The organism is Streptomyces sp. NBC_01171 (genome assembly GCF_045039805.1).
GTDB lineage: Bacteria > Actinomycetota > Actinomycetes > Streptomycetales > Streptomycetaceae > Streptomyces.
This window is the reverse complement of record NZ_CP108609.1, coordinates 4,546,844-4,563,579: the sequence shown is the minus strand read 5'-3', so window position 1 is coordinate 4,563,579 and position 16,736 is coordinate 4,546,844. Positions and strand designations below refer to the sequence as shown.

The following is a 16,736-nucleotide window of genomic DNA, read 5'->3' as shown; positions in this document are numbered from 1 at the left end:
CGCACCCGGTCAGTCGATGCCGGAGCGCTCCACCCCCGTCACGATCCACCGCTGGAAGACCAGGAAGACGACGAGCAGCGGCAGGATCGACACGGCGGCCGCGACGAACAGTTCGTGCAGCCGGATCACCTGGGCGGTGGTGAAGGACGACAGGGCCACCTGGACCGTCCAGGCGCTCTGGTCCTGGCCGATGACCAGGGGCCACAGGAACGAGTTCCAGGCGCCGAGGAACACGATCGTGCCGACGGCGGCGAACACCGGCCGCGCGTTCGGTACCACGATCAGCCAGTACGTACGCCAGTATCCGAGCCCGTCGACCTGCGCCGCGTCCTCCAGCTCGCTCGGGAACCCGAGGAAGTACTGGCGGAAGACGAAGCAGGCGAACGCCGAGAACAGGGTCGGCACGATCAGGCCGCGCAGCGTGGAGATCCAGCCTAGCGAGGACACCAGCACGAAGCTGGGCACGAAGGTGACGGCGGCCGGGATCAGCAGGGTGCCGAGGATGCCGTAGAAGACCTTGCCCGCGTGCCGGTAGGGGATGCGGGCGAGGCCGTAGCCCGCGAGGGAGGCGAGCAGCAGGGTGCCGAGGGTGGTGGCGACGGCGATCAGCGCGGAGTTGACCAGGGAGCGGGCGAAGGGGACGGAGGTGTCCGCGAACAGCTCGTGGACGTTGTCCCAGCGCAGCTCGTGCGGGAAGAAGGTCCACTCGGGCGAGGTGATGTCCCGCTCGCTGGAGAGGCCGTTGCGGAGCAGCAGGTAGAAGGGGATCAGGAAGAGCAGCGCGAGCGCGATCAGCACCGCGAGCCTCAGGGCCCGGCCGGCCCGTACGAGGGCGTCATCCATCGGCGTCGGTCCTCCCGAGCTTCAGCCAGCGCGCCTGGGCGACGGTCACGACGGCGATGACCAGCGCGAGGATCACGGCACCGGCGCTGCCCAGCCCGAGGTTCTGCCCCTGGCCGAGGGCGGTGTAGTAGAGGTAGACGAGCGGGGGGCGGGCGTAGGGCGGGTAACCGCGGGCGTCGGAGAGCAGGTTGTAGAACTCGTCGAACGCCTGGAAGGCGTTGACGACGAGCAGCAGCACCACCGCGACGGAGGTGGCGCGCAGTTGGGGCAGCGTGATGTGGCGCAGTACGGTCCAGCCCGGCCGGGCGCCGTCCACGGCGGCGGCCTCGTACAGCGCCGGGTCGATGCGCTGGAGCCCGGCGAGGATGAGGATCATGTAGAAGCCGGCCTGGAGCCAGAGCCGTACGGTCACGATGACCAGCCAGTACCAGGGCGGGTCGGGGGTGGCGAGCCAGGCCACGGAGTCGGCGCCGAACCAGCCGAGGACGGTGTTGGCGAGCCCGAACCGGACCCCGCTGAAGAGGGACATCTTCCAGATCAGGGCCGCGACGACGTAACTGCACGCGGCCGGCAGGAAGAACACCGACCGGAAGAACGCCCGCGCCCAGCGGACCCGGTTGACCATCAGGGCGAGGGTCAGGGAGACCACGTAGGTGGTGGGCACGATGAACGCGGTGAAGACGAGGAACGTCTTCAGGCTGTCCCTAAAGGCGTCGTCCCGCAGCATCGCGGCGTAGTTGTCCAGGCCGACGAAGTGCGTGGGCGTGACGGTGTTGTGCGCGTCGAAGAAGCTCAGGCCGACGCTCCACAGCAGTGGGACATAGGTGAACAGGGCGAGTCCGGCGGCGAAGGGGCCGACGAAGACCCAGAACCACAGCGCTGACCGGTGCTTCACCGCTTCTTCTTCACCCGGTCGAGTTCGGCGGTCACCTTCCGTACGACCGCCCGCACTTCGCTCTCCGGGTTGGCGCCGCCCTTGATGATCCGGACCAGGGCGTCCTGGTAGGCCGTCTGGCTCGCCGGGGTCCACAACAGGGGCTGGGCGTGGCCGTGTTCGGTGGTGAAGCGGACGGCGTCGGCGGCGGGGCCGGACCTCAGCCTGGCCGCCTTGCGGGCGAGGGAGATGCGGGCCGGTATGTGGAAGCCGTAGGAGAGGGCGAAGTCCTCCTGATGATCGGTGCGTTCGACCCACAGCCACTTCACGTACTCCTTGGCGGCCGCCCGGTGCCGGCTGCGCGCGCTGACGGCGGAGCCGTACGCGCCGACGGGGACGGCGGGGGCGCCGTGCGGGCCGTCCTTCGGGAAGGGCAACACCCCGAAGTCGTCGCCGAGTTCCTTGGCCACCTGGGGCAGCGCCCACAGGCCCGACCACTGCATGGCCGTGAGCCCCTGGAGGAAGGCGGCCGGGTCCGACCAGTCGGTGGGGGCGCCGAGCAGGAGGGACTTGTCGGCGTACAGGTGGTGGAGTTTGCCGAGGGTGCGGGCGGCGGCGGGGTCGTCGAAGCCGACCTTGCCGTCGTCGGTGACGAGCTGAAGTCCGGCCGCGTCCAGGGGGGTTCCGGAGAGGACGCCCGCGCCGCCGTCGTTGCCGAGGAAGAGTCCCTTGACCTTGGCGTCGGTGAGCCGCTTGGCGGCGTCCACGAGGGCGTCCAAGGTCGTGGGCGGCTCGACACCGGCGGCCCTGAGCAGGCTCTTGCGGTAGTAGAGCATCTGCATGTCGATGACCTGCGGGATGCCCCAGATCTTCCCGTCGTACGTCTTGGGCGTCAGCACGGCCGGGTTGAAGTCGTCCCTCACCCCGTCCAGCAGCTCGGTCAGGTCGACGACCTGGCCGCCCTGGATCTGGTCGAGCGTCGGACTCCCCTCGAAGACGTCCGGCCCGGAGTCGGTGAGCAGCGCGGCGGCGGTCTGCCGGTCGTAGTCGCCGGGCCGCCACTGCACACTGACGTCGGCCTTCTCGTACCCGGCGGCATACCGCTTGACGGCCTGCTCGGTCCCCGCCTCGCCGTACTGGTGGTACCACTGCGAGAGCCGCGTCCCGCCCTTGTCACCCCCGCGCCCCGTGTTGCCCCCGCAGGCGGCCAGCAACCCGACGCCCGCCCCCGCACCCAACAGCCCCCTGCGGCTGACCGCCATATGAGCACCTCCTCGCCTTCCGTCATCGATGCCCGGCCCGGCGATCAACGATGCGGGACGAGTACGAAGAGGGTGTTGCGACGGTGTGTCACGCCTGGGGGCGACCTTTCGTGAGGCGGCTCGTTGTGCCTTTCGTACGAAAGGAGAGCTGATGGTCGGCTCGTCGCACGAGGCGCTGCACCGCATCTTCCAGAAGGGCCCGGCCCTGCTGACGCGGGCGCTGCAGCGGGTACTGCACGTACCGTTCCCCGAACCGCACGAGATCGCCGCGCTGAACGTCGATCTCACCGAGACCGAGCCGGTCGAGCGCCGTGTCGACACGCTGCTGCGCGCGGAGACGGACGAGGGCACATATCTCCTCGTGGTCGAGTCCCAAGGCAAAGTGGACGACCGCAAGCGGGGCAGTTGGCCGTACTACCTGTCGTACCTGTACGAGAAGTACCGCTGCGAACCCGTCCTCATCGTCATCACCCAGAACAGCGCGACCGCCCGCTGGGCCGCCCAGCCCATCCGCCTCGGCTTCCCCGGCTGGCACTCGCTGACCGTCCGGCCCCTGGTGCTGGGCCCCGACAACGTCCCGGTGATCACGGACGAGCGGCAGGCCGAACAGGACGTACCCCTCGCGGTCCTTTCCGCGATGACACACGGACGCGGACCGCAGGCCGCGCCCATACTGGAATCACTCGCCACCGCCCTGAAGACCATCGACCCGGACAGCGCCGCGGTCTTCGTACAGTTCGTCGACTCATGCCTGGCCGACCCCCAGGCGAAGCAGATGTGGAGGGACCTGATGACCGCGATCCAGTACTTCTGGCGCCACCCGCTGGCGGAACAGGTGCGGGAGGAGGGGCGGGAACAGGGCTTGGAACAGGGCCGCGAGGAGGGCCGGGCCCAGGCCAAGGCGGAGATGGTCCTTCACGTCCTCGAGTGGCGCGGAATCCCCGTCCCCGAGCACGTCTGCGAGCGGGTGAACACCTGCGACGACCCGGACCAACTCGAACTCTGGGCCCAGCGCGCCGTCCACGCCACCTATGCCGAGGACCTGTTCGTCGAGGAGTGACCCCGGCCCCCCCAAAGAGGCGGCACCCCGGCACATCGCGCGCGGCTGACTCCCCCGAGCCGGGTAGTCAGCCGTCTGCCGTACCTGAGGGCACTTCGCCAGGAGCAGCCGTACTCGCCGCCGGGATACGCCTGCGCGACTCGGCGTTCGCGGGGAGTCTTGGCCCCGCCTGTCAGCGGGGTAGCCGCACTGGCATGACGAAGCGATGGGGCCTGGGGCCGTGGCTGCGACACCGTCCTCTCTCGGTAAGGCTGCTGGCGGTACTGGCTTACTTCTTTGCCGTGGCTGGGCTCGCAGCCCTGTGCTTCCACTGGGTGATGGGCAAGCCCTGGGACGACTCGCTGTCGTTCGCGCTGACGGTAACGACAAGTGGCCTTGGTGTCCTGTGCGGGGCCGCGATCATCCGCTGGAAGGACAGGAGGGACAACCACTGATCGTCAGCCGTACAAATGGCTGCGCTTGATGACCCGCCCGGCCACCATCATCCTTTGCCACTGAGAGACTTCACTACACCAATCACTGAAGACATCAGAGCAATAATCGCACCCATGCTGGCCAGCGCTGTGGTCGCGTTCGGAAAGAGTTCAGATGACATTTGACGCCACCTGCGACGCAACACAAGCGCCTTCAACTTCTGCCACTGATGGTGCTTGATATGGCAGCCGCGCAGAACTCCGCGTCCGTTGTTCCTGCACTGGTCCACGTCACCTCGGTTGAGCGCACCGCACGGCACGGGCGCCTGAAACAGGAACCAAAGAAAGCTGAGAGCAGATAAGACAGTGATTCCGATAGTCCCTATATCGGCAGTCAGCCACCCGGCGATAGCGACTATGAAAGCAGCGATTCCCCAGTAACGCCAGAGTTCATTCTTCTTCTTCTTCGCCATGCAGGCGGACTGTACTCAACCGATGAAAATGATCACAGGCGCACGGACGGCGCACAGTGTCACGGGCTGGAGCGAACCCACCGGACGGCGACGTAGCTTGACAGTCCCCCAGCCCACACCCAAAGAGGCGGCACCCCCGCACAGGGTGCCGCCTCTCTTTGGTGCCGGAGCCCGTCGGCGATCGGTGGTGAGGGTCGGGGACCGACGAGGGGCTCCGGGGGATGGGGGGTCAGCGGTGGTCGCTGCCCTCCGACTGGGTGGCTGCGCGGCCGGCTTCCAGGCGGGCTACCGGGATGCGGAACGGGGAGCAGGAGACGTAGTCGAGGCCGACCTCGTGGAAGAAGTGGACGGACTCCGGGTCGCCGCCGTGCTCGCCGCAGACGCCGAGCTTGAGGTCGGGGCGGGTCGAACGGCCCGCCGTGACCGCCGACTTGACCAGCGAGCCCACGCCGTCCTTGTCGATCGTCTCGAACGGGCTGACGCCGAAGATGCCCTTCTCCAGGTACGCCGTGAAGAAGGATGCCTCCACGTCGTCCCGGCTGAAGCCCCACACCGTCTGCGTGAGGTCGTTCGTGCCGAAGGAGAAGAACTCCGCGGCCTCCGCGATCTGGCCGGCGGTCAGCGCGGCGCGCGGCAGCTCGATCATCGTGCCGATCGCCAGCTTCAGCTTGGTGCCCGTCGCCGCCTCGACCTCCGCGATGACCTGGTCGGCCTCGTCGCGGACGATCTCCAGCTCCTGGACCGTACCGACCAGCGGGATCATGATCTCGGCGCGCGGGTCGCCCTTGGCCGCCTTGCGCTCGGCAGCCGCCTCCGCGATGGCGCGGACCTGCATGGTGAACAGGCCCGGGATCACCAGACCGAGCCGCACACCGCGCAGACCCAGCATCGGGTTCTGCTCGTGGAGGCGGTGCACCGCCTGGAGGAGGCGGAGTTCGTTCTCGTGCGGCTCCTGCCGGGACTCGGCGAGGGCCACGCGGACCGACAGCTCGGTGATGTCGGGCAGGAACTCGTGCAGCGGCGGGTCGAGCAGACGTACCGTCACCGGCAGCCCGTCCATCGCCTCGAACAGCTCGACGAAGTCCTGCTTCTGGAGCGGGAGAAGCTGCTTCAGCGACTCCTCGCGCTCCGTCTCGGTGTCGGCCAGGATCAGCCGCTCCACCAGCTCACGCCGGTCCCCGAGGAACATGTGCTCGGTACGGCACAGCCCGATGCCCTGCGCCCCGAACCGCCGCGCCCGCAGCGCGTCCTCGGCGTTGTCGGCGTTGGCCCGTACCCGCAGCCGGCGCTTGCGGTCGGCGAAGGCCATCATCCGGTGCACGGCCTCGACCAGCTCGTCGGCGTCGTCCGCGCCCGGGTGCATCCGGCCTTCGAAGTACTCCACGACGGGCGAGGGAACCACCGGCACCTCACCGAGGTACACCTTGCCGGAGGAGCCGTCGATGGAGATGACGTCGCCCTCCTCCACCACGTGCCCGCCCGGCACGATCATCCGGCGCCGCTTGGTGTCGACCTCCAGCTCCTCCGCGCCGCAGACACAGGTCTTGCCCATGCCGCGCGCGACCACGGCCGCGTGGGAGGTCTTGCCGCCGCGCGAGGTGAGGATGCCCTCGGCGGCGATCATGCCGTCCAGGTCGTCGGGGTTGGTCTCCCGGCGCACCAGGATGACCTTCTCGCCCGAGCGGGACCACTTGACGGCGGTGTACGAGTCGAAGACCGCCTTGCCGACCGCCGCGCCCGGCGAGGCGGCGATGCCCCGCCCGACCTGCTCGGCCCTGGCGTCCTCGTCGAAGCGGGGGAACATGAGCTGCGCCAACTGCGCGCCGTTGACCCGCTGGAGCGCCTCGGTCTCGTCGATCAGACCCTGGTCCACGAGCTGGGTGGCGATACGGAACGCCGCGCCCGCGGTGCGCTTGCCCACGCGGGTCTGGAGCATCCACAGCTTGCCGCGCTCGATGGTGAACTCGATGTCGCAGAGATCCTTGTAGTGGTTCTCCAGCGTCTCCATGATCTGCATGAGCTGGTCGTACGACGCCTTGTCGATGTTCTCCAGCTCCGCGAGCGGCACGGTGTTGCGGATGCCCGCGACCACGTCCTCGCCCTGCGCGTTCTGGAGGTAGTCGCCGTAGACGCCCTGGTGCCCGGAGGCGGGGTCGCGGGTGAAGGCGACGCCGGTGCCGGAGTCGGGGCCGAGGTTGCCGAAGACCATCGAGCAGACGTTGACGGCGGTGCCGAGGTCGTGCGGGATGCGTTCCTGGCGGCGGTAGAGCTTGGCGCGATCGGTGTTCCAGGAGTCGAAGACCGCGTGGATGGCGAGGTCCATCTGCTCGCGCGGGTCCTGCGGGAAGTCCCGGCCGGCCTCGGTCTTGACGGTCTTCTTGAAGGCGGTGACCAGCTTCTTCAGGTCGGCCGCGTCCAGCTCGGTGTCGACCTGGACGCCCTTGGCCTCCTTGGCCTTCTCCAGCGCCTCCTCGAACAGCTCGCCGTCGACGCCGAGGACGGTCTTGCCGAACATCTGGATGAGGCGCCGGTAGGAGTCCCACGCGAAGCGCTCGTCGCCGGCCTGCTTGGCCAGGCCCTTCACCGACTTGTCGGAGAGGCCGATGTTCAGGACGGTGTCCATCATGCCGGGCATGGAGAACTTGGCACCGGAGCGGACCGAGACCAGCAGCGGGTCGTCGGCCTGGCCGAGCTTCTTGCCCATCCGCTGCTCCAGCGCGTCGAGGTGCGCACTCACCTCGTCACGCAGTGCCGCGGGCTCCTCACCGCTGTCGAGGTAGACCTTGCACGCCTCGGTGGTGATGGTGAAGCCGGGAGGGACCGGCAGCCCGAGGTTGGTCATCTCGGCGAGGTTGGCGCCCTTGCCACCGAGCAGGTCCTTGAGGTCCTTGTTGCCCTCGGTGAAGTCGTAGACGAACTTCGCTACGTGAGGCTCTTTGTTTTCCGACACGGGTCTCGACTCCTTGAGGCCACGGTGGCTGCCCTGACGGCGAGGAACATACCCAGATCGAAGGCACCTTGGTACGTCCAGTCGTGCGTCATAAGCCTGTAACCAGCCGTCTGCCACAGGATCTAAAGCAAAAGCATGGCAAGGCCAGGGCCACGCGAGTGTTCACTTCTTGAACGGACGGGTGTGCGGCGACGCCACATCCTGCTCATATGAGCGATGATCGGCACGCTTGATTTCGATCATTGAACGCCGACGGGGTGGCACCGAGTGCCACTCCTTGGAGAAGTGCAGCCGCCCAAGATCCGCTCATCTGAGCGCGACCCTTATCAAGGGTGGCGAGAATCACGCTGCCACACGGCACCGGATTTCACCATGCGGACGCCGTTCCGGGCCGGAAACCGGGCCGTCACACACCCAGCGCGGTGAGCCGTTCCTCCACCCGCTCCGGGGCGTACAGGTGCTCCACGACCAGCGCGCCCGCGCCGATCAGCCCCGCCCGCTCCCCCAGCCGCGCGGTGAGGACGTCGAGGTGGGCGGTGGAGCGGGGCAGCGCCCGCTGGTAGAGCAGTTCGCGCACTCCGGTCAGGAAAGGCGTCCCGGCGAGATCACCCGCGATCATCAGCACACCGGGGTTGAGCAGGGTCACGACGGTCGCCAGTACGTCCCCGACCCGGCGTCCGGCCTCCCGCGCCAGGGCCGCCGCCTCCGGGTGCCCGGCGGCCAGCAGACCCCGTACGTCCGAGCCGGACGCGGCCGGCACGCCCGCCTCCCTCAGCCGCCGGGCCACCGCACCACCGCTGGCGACGGCGGCGAGGCAGCCGTACGAGCCGCAGCGGCACAGCGCCTCCGTGCCGACCCGGATGTGCCCGAGGTCGCCCGCGCCGCCGTCCACGCCCCGGTAGATCGCGCCGTCCACCACGACCCCCGCGCCGATACCGGTGGAGACCTTGACCAGCACGAACGCCCGGCAGTCGGGGTGTCCGGTGCGCTGTTCGCCGTACGCCATGAGGTTGGCGTCGTTGTCGACCAGGACCGGGACGGGTCCGGCGCCGGTGTGCTCGGTGAAGGCGCGGGAGAGGCGGCCCCTTATGTCGTAGCCGTCCCAGCCGGACATCATGGGCGGCTGGACCACCCGCCCGGTCTCGCTGTTCACGGGGCCCGGCACGCCGAGTCCGATGCCGCAGACCGCCTCCGGGGCGTGGCCGGTCTCGGTGAGCAGTTCGGCGAACCAGCGGCCCAGCCCGGCGAGGACCACCTCGGGGCCGTCCTCCACGACCAGGGGGCCGGAGCGTTCGGCGAGGATCTCCCCGGTCAGGGTGAGCAGGGCCGCGCGGGCGTGCCGGGTGTCGAGGTCGGCGGCGAGGACCACGGCGTGCGAGCCGTCGAACTCCAGGGTGATGGCGGGGCGGCCGCCGAGCGGTGAGTCCACCGGGCCGTTCGCACCCTCGCGCAGCCAGCCCGCCCGGAACAGCCGGTCCAGGCGCTGGCCGACCGTGGCACGGGAGAGCCCGGTCATCTGCTGGAGCGCGCCGCGCGTGACGGCCCGTCCGCTGCGCACCAGGTCGAGCAGATCACCGGCGCTCGTCTGAGCGCCGCCCCTGGCCGTCCTGCCGGGCTTTCCGGTCATGCCACCCCCTTGTGTTCCTCAAGTTTGCATTACATATTGGGTTTTGCGTGTTAAATAGACGTAACCCTGCGATAGACACAACCGAACCAGGTCGGCCGGACGTCTTCGGGGAGCCCCGAGTGGATCGCACTGCCCAGCTCACCGCACGTGTCACCGAGCGCGGGATCGCATACGATCCGCCCTCCACCGCGCCTCGGGGTGCATCGCTGCACGTCAGGGCGGCCCGTGTGCTGGCGGCCAACTGGACGGGCAACTCGACGGTCCCCTCCCGGAGCCTGTATCCGCACCAGTGGTCCTGGGACTCGGCATTCATCGCCATCGGGCTCAGGCGCCTGTCGCCGCTGCGGGCGCAGACGGAGCTGGAGACGCTGCTCGCGGCGCAGTGGGGGGACGGGCGGGTGCCGCACATCGTCTTCTCCCCCTCCGTGCCGCTCGACGCCTACTTCCCCAGCCCCGACTTCTGGCGCTCCTCCACCGCCGGGCGGGCCGCGGGCGCCCCGCGCACCGTACAGACGTCCGGCATCGTGCAGCCACCCGTGCACGCGCTGGCCGCCTGGCTGGTGCACCAGGCAGACCCCGGCCTGTCGCGGGCGCGCGGCTTCCTGGCGCGGGTGTATCCCCGGCTGGCCGCCTGGCACCGCTATCTGCTGCGCCGCCGGGACCTGGGCGGGGGCGGGCTGGTGTCGGTGGTGCACCCGTGGGAGCAGGGCATGGACAACAGCCCGTGCTGGGACGGCCCGTTGGCTCGCGTCACCCCGGCCGCGGCCCGTTCCTTCCGCCGCGCCGACCTCGACCACGGCACCCCCGAGGACCGGCCGACCGATCTGGACTACGGGCGGTACGTGCGCCTCGCGGCCGACTACCGGGACGGTGAATACGCCCACGGCGGCGGGGAGTTCGCAGTGGAGGACCCGTCCTTCAACGCCCTGCTGATCGCCTCCGAGCACGCCCTCGCCCGTATCGCCGCCGAGTTGGGCGCCCCCGGCACCGCCCGGCACGCCCGCGCCGAGCGGCTCACGGCGGCCCTGGTGGACCGGCTGTGGGACGACGCCTCCGGGATGTTCCTCTGCCGGGACCTGCGGGGCGGCCCGCTCCGGGAGCGGAGCGTGTCGGGCCTGGTCCCGCTGCTGCTGCCCGGCCTCCCCCGCGAGGTGGCCGGCGCGCTGGCGGGCACCCTGCGCGGCCCGCACTTCGCGGCGCGCACCGGGCTCGTGCCCAGCTACGACCTGCGCGGACCGGCCTTCGAGCCGAACCGGTACTGGCGGGGCCCGGCCTGGTTCAACACCGCCTGGCTGGTGGAGCGCGGGTTGCGCGCCCACGGCGAGAAGGCGGCGGCCGACGCCCTGCGCACCGCCTTCCTGCACGCGGCCGGGAACTCCGGGTTCGCGGAGTACGTCGACCCGGACACCGGCGAGGCGTGCGGGGCGCCGGGGTTCGGCTGGACCGCCGCGCTGACGCTGGACCTGCTGCACGACAGGGGCGGGGCTGTGGAGACAGGGGAAGAGGGAGGGGACCGGGGATGACTCATCTGCTCGTACGGGGAGCCACGTTCGCCGCGGTGGGCGACCGGGGAGACATCAGCGGGGTGCGCGGCGGCGGCCAGGTGGACGGGCTGTTCGTGCGCGACGCCCGGCACGTGAGCCGCTGGCAGCTCACCGTCGACGGCGCGGTACCGGAGGTGCTGCGCCCGGTCGGTGAGGGCGACACGGCACGCTGCGTACTGGTGCCGCGCGGCGGGCGCCAGGAGCCGCCCGCGTACACCCTGTGGCGTGAACAGGCCGTGGGTGACAGCTCGTTCGTGGAGTCGGTACGCATCACCGGCAACCTTCCGACGGCCACCACGGTGCGGCTCGCGCTCACCGTCGACGCCGACTTCACCGACCAGTTCGAGCTGCGCTCCGACCACCGCACCTACGTCAAGGCCGGTGCCGTACGCAGCCGCCGAGTCCTGGACGACGGAATCGAGTTCGGGTACCGGCGCGGTGAGTGGCGGTCCTGTACGACCATCACCGCCGACCCGGCTCCGGAGGCGGTGGAGGAGACCGGTACCGGTGCCCGGCGGCTGGTCTGGACGCTCGAACTCGCCCCGCACGGCGAGGCGGAGCTGCTGCTGCGGGTGGTGGCCCGCCCGCACGGCGACCGGCACGCGGTGCGCGTACCCCGCTCCCCGGCCGCCGTGAGCGGTGAACTCCGTGCGGCGGAGGAGGAGTTCATGGAGGGCGTCGCCTTCCCCACCGCTTGGCCGGAGTTGGCGGCCTCCTGTGTGCGCGGGCTGTCCGACCTGGCCACGCTCCAGGTACCGGCGCGAGGGCCGGACGGGGAGGGGCTGCGGGTGCCGGCCGGGGGCGCGCCCTGGTTCCTCACGCTGCTCGGCCGGGACGCCCTGCTCACCTCGCTGTTCGCCCTGCCGTACCGCCCGCGGTTGGCCGCCGCCACGCTTCCTGCGCTGGCCGCCACCCAGGCCACCGCCGACAGCGCCTCCCCGGTCGCCCAGCCCGGCAAGATCGTGCACGAGGTCCGGAACGGCGAGCTGGCCCACTTCGGGCAGGTGCCCTACGGGCGTTACTACGGCTCGGTCGACGCCACCCCGCTCTTCCTGGTCCTGCTCGGCGCCTACACCGAGCGCACCGGCGACACGGCCCTGGCCCGGCGCCTCGAGCCGCACGCCCGCGCGGCGGTCGGCTGGATGCTGGACCACGGCGGGCTGACCGCGCGCGGCTACCTCGTGTACCGCGCCGACGAGGGCGGCCTCGCCAACCAGAACTGGAAGGACTCCCCCGGCGCGATCTGCCGCGCCGACGGCACCCGGCCGAGCGGCGCGGTGATGGCGGCGGGCGCGCAGGGGTACGCGTACGACGCGCTGCGCCGCACGGCGTGGCTGGCGCGGACGGTGTGGGGCGACGGGACGTACGCGGCGCTGCTGGAACAGGCGGCGGCCGACCTGCGCGACCGCTTCCAGCGGGACTTCTGGCTGCCCGAACAGGCTTTCCCCGCCCTGGCGTTGGACGGCGACGGCCACCGGATAGACGCGCTCGCCTCGGACGCAGGGCACCTGCTGTGGTCGGGGCTGCTGGACAAGGAGTACGGGGAGGCCGTCGGGCGCCGGCTGCTGGAGCCGGACTTCTTCTCCGGCTGGGGCGTCCGCACGCTGGCCGCCGGCCAGGCCGCCTACCACCCGCTCTCCTACCACCGGGGCTCGGTCTGGCCGCACGACAACGCGCTGATCACCCTGGGCCTCGCCCGCTACGGGCTGCACGACGAGGCCCGCGCGGTGGCCCGGGGCCTGGTGGACGCGGCGGCCACCGCCGGACACCGGCTTCCCGAAGTGCTGGCGGGTTACGGCCGTGACACCCACCCCGAGCCGGTACCGTACCCGCACGCGTGTGTGCGGGAGTCCCGTTCGGCTGCCGCGCCGCTCGCCCTGCTCACCGCGGTCGGGGGCGCCTGAGACCGGCCTTGACCGGGCGTTTGCCCGGTATTTGCCGTAGGCCGTGAACAGCGGCCCGCGGCGGACCGTACGGAAGGACGGCGGGCCAGGCGGACCGGCCTCGAACGGTCCTGCCCAGCCTCCCCAGCGTGGCCCGCCGCCTCCGTCGTCACCGGCCTCGCGCGGAAGGACCTCCGGGTTGCCTCAGCAGAAGAACACGCATACGTCACCCGACGCGCCGGGGGGAGCGGGGGGTGGTCCCTCGGAGGGCTCCGCCGAAGGCCGCGGGGTGGTGGGCACCGAGACCCTTGTCGAGCACGGGAAGAGTGATGACCGGGCGGCCGGTGGGGACGCCGAGGCATCGGGAGCGAAGACTCACGGGGGCGGGGTGGACGCCCGTACCGGGGCGCGCGCCGGAACCGGGGTGAACGCCGGAACCGGGGCGGGCCCGGACGAGGTGGGGCCGGCGGAGGCGGGTCCCGAGGTCGGGGACGCCGTCCCGGAGGCTGCCGCCGCGCCTGAAGTCCGCCCGGAGAACGCCCCGGAGGCGGAAGCGGGCGGGGGCGCCAAGACCGGGGCCGAACCCGAGCCGGTCCCTGACTCCGACCCCGAAGCACACCCGCACGATGCCCCCCAGGGGGGGCCGCAGGCAGAGGCGGGCGGCACGCCCGAAGTGAAGGCCGACCCCGAGGGCGCCCCTGACTCCGGCCCGCAGGCGGAGGCGAGCCACGTGCCCGGGGCGAAGGCTGCCCCTGAGGGCACCCCCGAGGTCTCCCCCGGCGCGGCGACGGCCCATGCGCCCGACGCGAAGGCCGACCCCGAGGGCGCCCCCGAGGCCGCCTCCGACACCGGCCCTGACGCGGACCCCACCCCCAAGGGCACCCCCGACACCCCCGCCAAGCCACCCCGCTTCGCCCGCCTCACCCGCTGGCAGGCGGAACACCCCCGGCGGGCCCGCGTCCTCTCCCGGACCATCACCGTCCTGTCCGCCATCCTGGTCGTCTGCACGCTGGTGATGCCCGCGACCATCGTCGGCATCGGCCCCGCCAAGTTCTTCCGGCTGCCCGGAGAGGCGATCGTCGGGGCGGCCATCCTGCTCGCGCTGCCCAGGAAGCCCCGGGTGGTGCTCGCGGCGGCCAGCGGGGTCGCGCTCGCCGCTCTGACGGTGCTGAACTGGCTGGACATGGGGTTCAAGCAGTACCTGGGCCGGACCTTCAACCTGGTGCTGGACTGGAGCCTGCTGGGCGACGCGCAGTCGTACCTGGAGGACTCGCTCGGCCGGGCGGCCACCCTCGCCGTGACCGCCGGTCTGATCGTCCTCGTACTGTTGCTGTTCGCCGCGCTGGCCTACGCCGTCGTACGCCTGAGCAACGTCCTCGCCCGGCACTCCGCCACCGCGACCCGGGGCACGCTGATCGCGGGCGTCGTCTGGATCACCTGCTCCTCCTTCGGGGTGCAGCTCGCGGGCGTGCCCCTCGCCGCCGACAGCGCCGCCGTCACCCTCCAGAGCCAGACCGAGCGGGTGTCCGACACGCTCAAGGACGAGGCCGAGTTCCAGAAGGTCGCCAAGGTGGACGCGTTCGGCGCGACCCCGCCCGACCAGCTCGTGCCGGACCTGCGCGGCAAGGACATGATCTTCACGTTCATCGAGAGCTACGGCCGCAGCGCGATCGAGGACCCGATCATGGCGCCCGGCGTGGACAAGACCCTCGCCGTGCGCACCGAGGCGCTGAAGAAGGCGGGTTACCACGCCAAGAGCGGCTGGCTGACCTCCGCGACGTACGGCGGCAGCAGTTGGCTCGGCCACTCCACCAGCCTGTCCGGGCTGTGGGTGAGCAACCAGCAGCGCTACCGCACGGTGATGGCGAGCGACCACCTCAGCCTGACCAAGGTGTTCAAGAAGTCCGGCGCCTGGGACACGGTCGGCGTGATGCCGGGTGTCCAGAAGGCGTGGCCCGAGCAGAGCTTCTTCGGGCTGGACAAGGTCTACAACGCCTTCGAACTCGGCTACAAGGGACCGAAGTTCAGTTGGTCCACGATGCCGGACCAGTACACCCTGGAGCAGTTCCAGCAGCGGGTGCACGGCAAGAAGCACGCCAAGCCGATGATGTCGGAGGTCATCCTGACCTCCAGCCACCAGCCCTGGGGCCCGATCCCGAAGATGGTCGGCTGGGACGAGCTGGGCGACGGCTCGATCTTCAAGGGCATCGAGGCGGCGGGCAACAAGCCGGCCGACGTGATCGCGGACACCACCAAGTCCCGCCAGGAGTACGGCAAGTCGATCCAGTACTCGGTCACCGCGCTCACCGAGTGGCTGGAGCGCTACGGCTCCAAGGACACGGTTCTGGTCTTCCTCGGCGACCACCAGCCCATCGCCCGCGTCAGCGGCAACCACGCCAGCAGGGACGTACCGATCTCGATCGTCGCCAAGGACCCGAAGGTGCTCGACAAGATCGGTGACTGGGGCTGGACGGACGGCCTGCGACCCGCGCACGACGCGCCGGTGTGGAAGATGAACCTCTTCCGCGACCGCTTCCTGACCGCCTACGGCTCCACGCCGCACCCGAAGAAGGGCTGATCACCAGGGTCCCTAGGGGCCTTGAGGGCAGGGCCGGTCCCTCAGGGGGCCGGCCCTGGTGCCGTTCAGCCGCCGGAGGTGTCCAGCTCGGCGTCCTCGCTGACGCCCGCGCAGTCGTACGGGTCCTTCAGCCAGCCGTCCGGCAGGACCACCCGGTTGTTGCCGGAGGTGCGCCCGCGCGGGCCGTCGGCGCCGGTGGGCCACGCCTGGTCGAGGTCCAGCTCGTCCAGGCCGGCGCGCAGCTCCTCCAGCGAGGAGGTGATGGCGAGCCGCTTACGCATCTCGGAACCGACCGCGAAGCCCTTGAGGTACCAGGCGACGTGCTTGCGGAAGTCGATGACACCGCGTGACTCGTCGCCGAGCCACTCCCCGAGCAGCGTGGCGTGCCGGACCATCACGTCGGCGACCTGGCGCAGCACGGGCCGCTGGAAGTCGTCGCGGCCCTCGAAGGCGGCGACCAGGTCGGCGAAGAGCCAGGGCCGGCCGAGGCAACCCCGGCCGACGACCACGCCGTCGCAGCCGGTCTCGCGGACCATGCGCAGCGCGTCCTCGGCGGACCAGATGTCGCCGTTGCCGAGCACCGGGATCTCCGGGACGTGCTCCTTCAGCCGGGCGATGGCACTCCAGTCGGCGGTGCCGCCGTAGTGCTGGGCGGCGGTGCGGCCGTGCAGGGCGATGGCGGTGACGCCCTCCTCGACGGCGATGCGGCCGGCGTCGAGGTAGGTGATGTGGTCGTCGTCGATGCCCTTGCGCATCTTCATGGTGACCGGCAGGTCGCCCGCGCCGGAGACGGCCTCGCGCAGGATGGCCCGCAGCAGGTTCCGCTTGTACGGCAGCGCGGAGCCGCCTCCCTTACGGGTCACCTTGGGGACCGGGCAGCCGAAGTTCAGGTCGATGTGGTCGGCCAGGCCCTCTTCCACGATCATGCGGACGGCCTTGCCGACGGTGACCGGGTCGACGCCGTACAACTGGATCGAGCGGGGCTTCTCGGTCTCGTCGAACCGGATGAGCTGCATGGTCTTGTCGTTGCGCTCGACCAGCGCCCGCGTGGTGATCATCTCGCTGACGAACAGCCCCTTGCCCCCGCTGAACTCCCGGCACAGGGTGCGGAAGGGGGCGTTGGTGATCCCGGCCATGGGTGCGAGCACGACGGGCGGCACCACGGCGTGCGGGCCGATGGACAGCGGCTGGGTCATCAGGGGGCTCCGGGACGGATGTACGGCATGGGC

General features: G+C 70.8%; 12 protein-coding genes. 5 read left to right on the top strand and 7 right to left on the bottom strand.

Annotated features, from left to right (window positions below; translation table 11 throughout):
• Window positions 1-9: 9 nt before the first annotated feature.
• Genes OG448_RS20990 through OG448_RS20980 form a run of 3 tightly spaced genes read right to left on the bottom strand, consistent with a single transcriptional unit; the run spans window position 10 to window position 2,979 of the window.
• Window positions 10-843 carry a carbohydrate ABC transporter permease gene (locus OG448_RS20990; RefSeq protein WP_405555943.1) on the bottom strand — a complete coding sequence of 278 codons (834 nt, stop codon included), beginning with the start codon at window positions 841-843 and terminating at the stop codon, window positions 10-12.
• A complete protein-coding gene (locus OG448_RS20985) occupies window positions 836-1,738 on the bottom strand; it encodes a carbohydrate ABC transporter permease (protein WP_405555941.1) in 903 nt (300 codons plus the stop codon). Before OG448_RS20985 ends, OG448_RS20990 begins: the two co-directional genes overlap by 8 nt.
• Window positions 1,735-2,979 carry an ABC transporter substrate-binding protein gene (locus OG448_RS20980; RefSeq protein WP_405555939.1) on the bottom strand — a complete coding sequence of 415 codons (1,245 nt, stop codon included), beginning with the start codon at window positions 2,977-2,979 and terminating at the stop codon, window positions 1,735-1,737. The genes OG448_RS20985 and OG448_RS20980 overlap by 4 nt, the downstream gene beginning before the upstream one ends.
• 151 nt (window positions 2,980-3,130) lie before the next feature.
• On the opposite strand from OG448_RS20980, the gene OG448_RS20975 reads away from it, so the two are divergent.
• Together OG448_RS20975 and OG448_RS20970 are read left to right on the top strand one after the other, a co-directional pair.
• Window positions 3,131-4,039: a hypothetical protein gene (locus OG448_RS20975; RefSeq protein ID WP_405555937.1), complete on the top strand. Its 909-nt coding sequence runs from the start codon at window positions 3,131-3,133 to the stop codon at window positions 4,037-4,039.
• A gap of 194 nt (window positions 4,040-4,233) precedes the next feature.
• The gene (locus OG448_RS20970) at window positions 4,234-4,473 is read left to right on the top strand and encodes a hypothetical protein (protein WP_405555935.1); all 240 of its coding nucleotides are present in this window, start codon (window positions 4,234-4,236) and stop codon (window positions 4,471-4,473) included.
• A 47-nt stretch (window positions 4,474-4,520) separates the two neighbouring features.
• Here the strand turns inward: OG448_RS20970 and OG448_RS20965 are convergent, their stop codons facing one another.
• The 3 genes from OG448_RS20965 to OG448_RS20955 all read right to left on the bottom strand — a co-directional run bounded on the left by OG448_RS20965 (window position 4,521) and on the right by OG448_RS20955 (window position 9,502).
• The gene (locus OG448_RS20965) at window positions 4,521-4,925 is read right to left on the bottom strand and encodes a hypothetical protein (RefSeq protein WP_405555933.1); all 405 of its coding nucleotides are present in this window, start codon (window positions 4,923-4,925) and stop codon (window positions 4,521-4,523) included.
• A gap of 229 nt (window positions 4,926-5,154) precedes the next feature.
• Window positions 5,155-7,875: a pyruvate, phosphate dikinase gene (ppdK, locus tag OG448_RS20960; protein WP_405555931.1), complete on the bottom strand. Its 2,721-nt coding sequence runs from the start codon at window positions 7,873-7,875 to the stop codon at window positions 5,155-5,157.
• Window positions 7,876-8,281: 406 nt separating this feature from the next.
• A complete protein-coding gene (locus OG448_RS20955; protein WP_405555929.1) occupies window positions 8,282-9,502 on the bottom strand; it encodes an ROK family protein in 1,221 nt (406 codons plus the stop codon).
• 119 nt (window positions 9,503-9,621) lie between these two features.
• Between OG448_RS20955 and OG448_RS20950 the strand changes: the two genes are divergently transcribed.
• The 3 genes from OG448_RS20950 (at window position 9,622) to OG448_RS20940 (ending at window position 15,507) form a co-directional block, all read left to right on the top strand.
• On the top strand, window positions 9,622-11,025 hold the full coding sequence (locus OG448_RS20950) for an MGH1-like glycoside hydrolase domain-containing protein (RefSeq protein WP_405555927.1): 1,404 nt from the start codon (window positions 9,622-9,624) through the stop codon (window positions 11,023-11,025).
• Entirely contained in the window at window positions 11,022-12,950 is a 1,929-nt protein-coding gene (locus OG448_RS20945) for a glycogen debranching N-terminal domain-containing protein (RefSeq protein WP_405555925.1), read from the top strand. The genes OG448_RS20950 and OG448_RS20945 overlap by 4 nt, the downstream gene beginning before the upstream one ends.
• A gap of 403 nt (window positions 12,951-13,353) precedes the next feature.
• The gene (locus OG448_RS20940) at window positions 13,354-15,507 is read left to right on the top strand and encodes a CDP-alcohol phosphatidyltransferase (RefSeq protein ID WP_405555923.1); all 2,154 of its coding nucleotides are present in this window, start codon (window positions 13,354-13,356) and stop codon (window positions 15,505-15,507) included.
• 65 nt (window positions 15,508-15,572) lie between these two features.
• On the opposite strand, the gene dusB is transcribed toward OG448_RS20940, so the two are convergent.
• Window positions 15,573-16,703 carry a tRNA dihydrouridine synthase DusB gene (gene dusB, locus OG448_RS20935; RefSeq protein ID WP_405555921.1) on the bottom strand — a complete coding sequence of 377 codons (1,131 nt, stop codon included), beginning with the start codon at window positions 16,701-16,703 and terminating at the stop codon, window positions 15,573-15,575.
• Window positions 16,704-16,736 lie beyond the last annotated feature (33 nt).

What these genes read in the sequence shown, in the direction of transcription:
- OG448_RS20990 (WP_405555943.1), bottom strand. Translation starts at nt 843, where the DNA reads ATGGATGACGCCCTCGTACGGGCCGGCCGGGCCCTGAGGCTCGCGGTG.
- OG448_RS20980 (WP_405555939.1), bottom strand. Translation starts at nt 2,979, where the DNA reads ATGGCGGTCAGCCGCAGGGGGCTGTTGGGTGCGGGGGCGGGCGTCGGG.
- OG448_RS20975 (WP_405555937.1), top strand. Translation starts at nt 3,131, where the DNA reads ATGGTCGGCTCGTCGCACGAGGCGCTGCACCGCATCTTCCAGAAGGGC.
- OG448_RS20970 (WP_405555935.1), top strand. Translation starts at nt 4,234, where the DNA reads ATGACGAAGCGATGGGGCCTGGGGCCGTGGCTGCGACACCGTCCTCTC.
- OG448_RS20965 (WP_405555933.1), bottom strand. Translation starts at nt 4,925, where the DNA reads ATGGCGAAGAAGAAGAAGAATGAACTCTGGCGTTACTGGGGAATCGCT.
- OG448_RS20955 (WP_405555929.1), bottom strand. Translation starts at nt 9,502, where the DNA reads ATGACCGGAAAGCCCGGCAGGACGGCCAGGGGCGGCGCTCAGACGAGC.
- OG448_RS20945 (WP_405555925.1), top strand. Translation starts at nt 11,022, where the DNA reads ATGACTCATCTGCTCGTACGGGGAGCCACGTTCGCCGCGGTGGGCGAC.
- dusB (WP_405555921.1), bottom strand. Translation starts at nt 16,703, where the DNA reads ATGACCCAGCCGCTGTCCATCGGCCCGCACGCCGTGGTGCCGCCCGTC.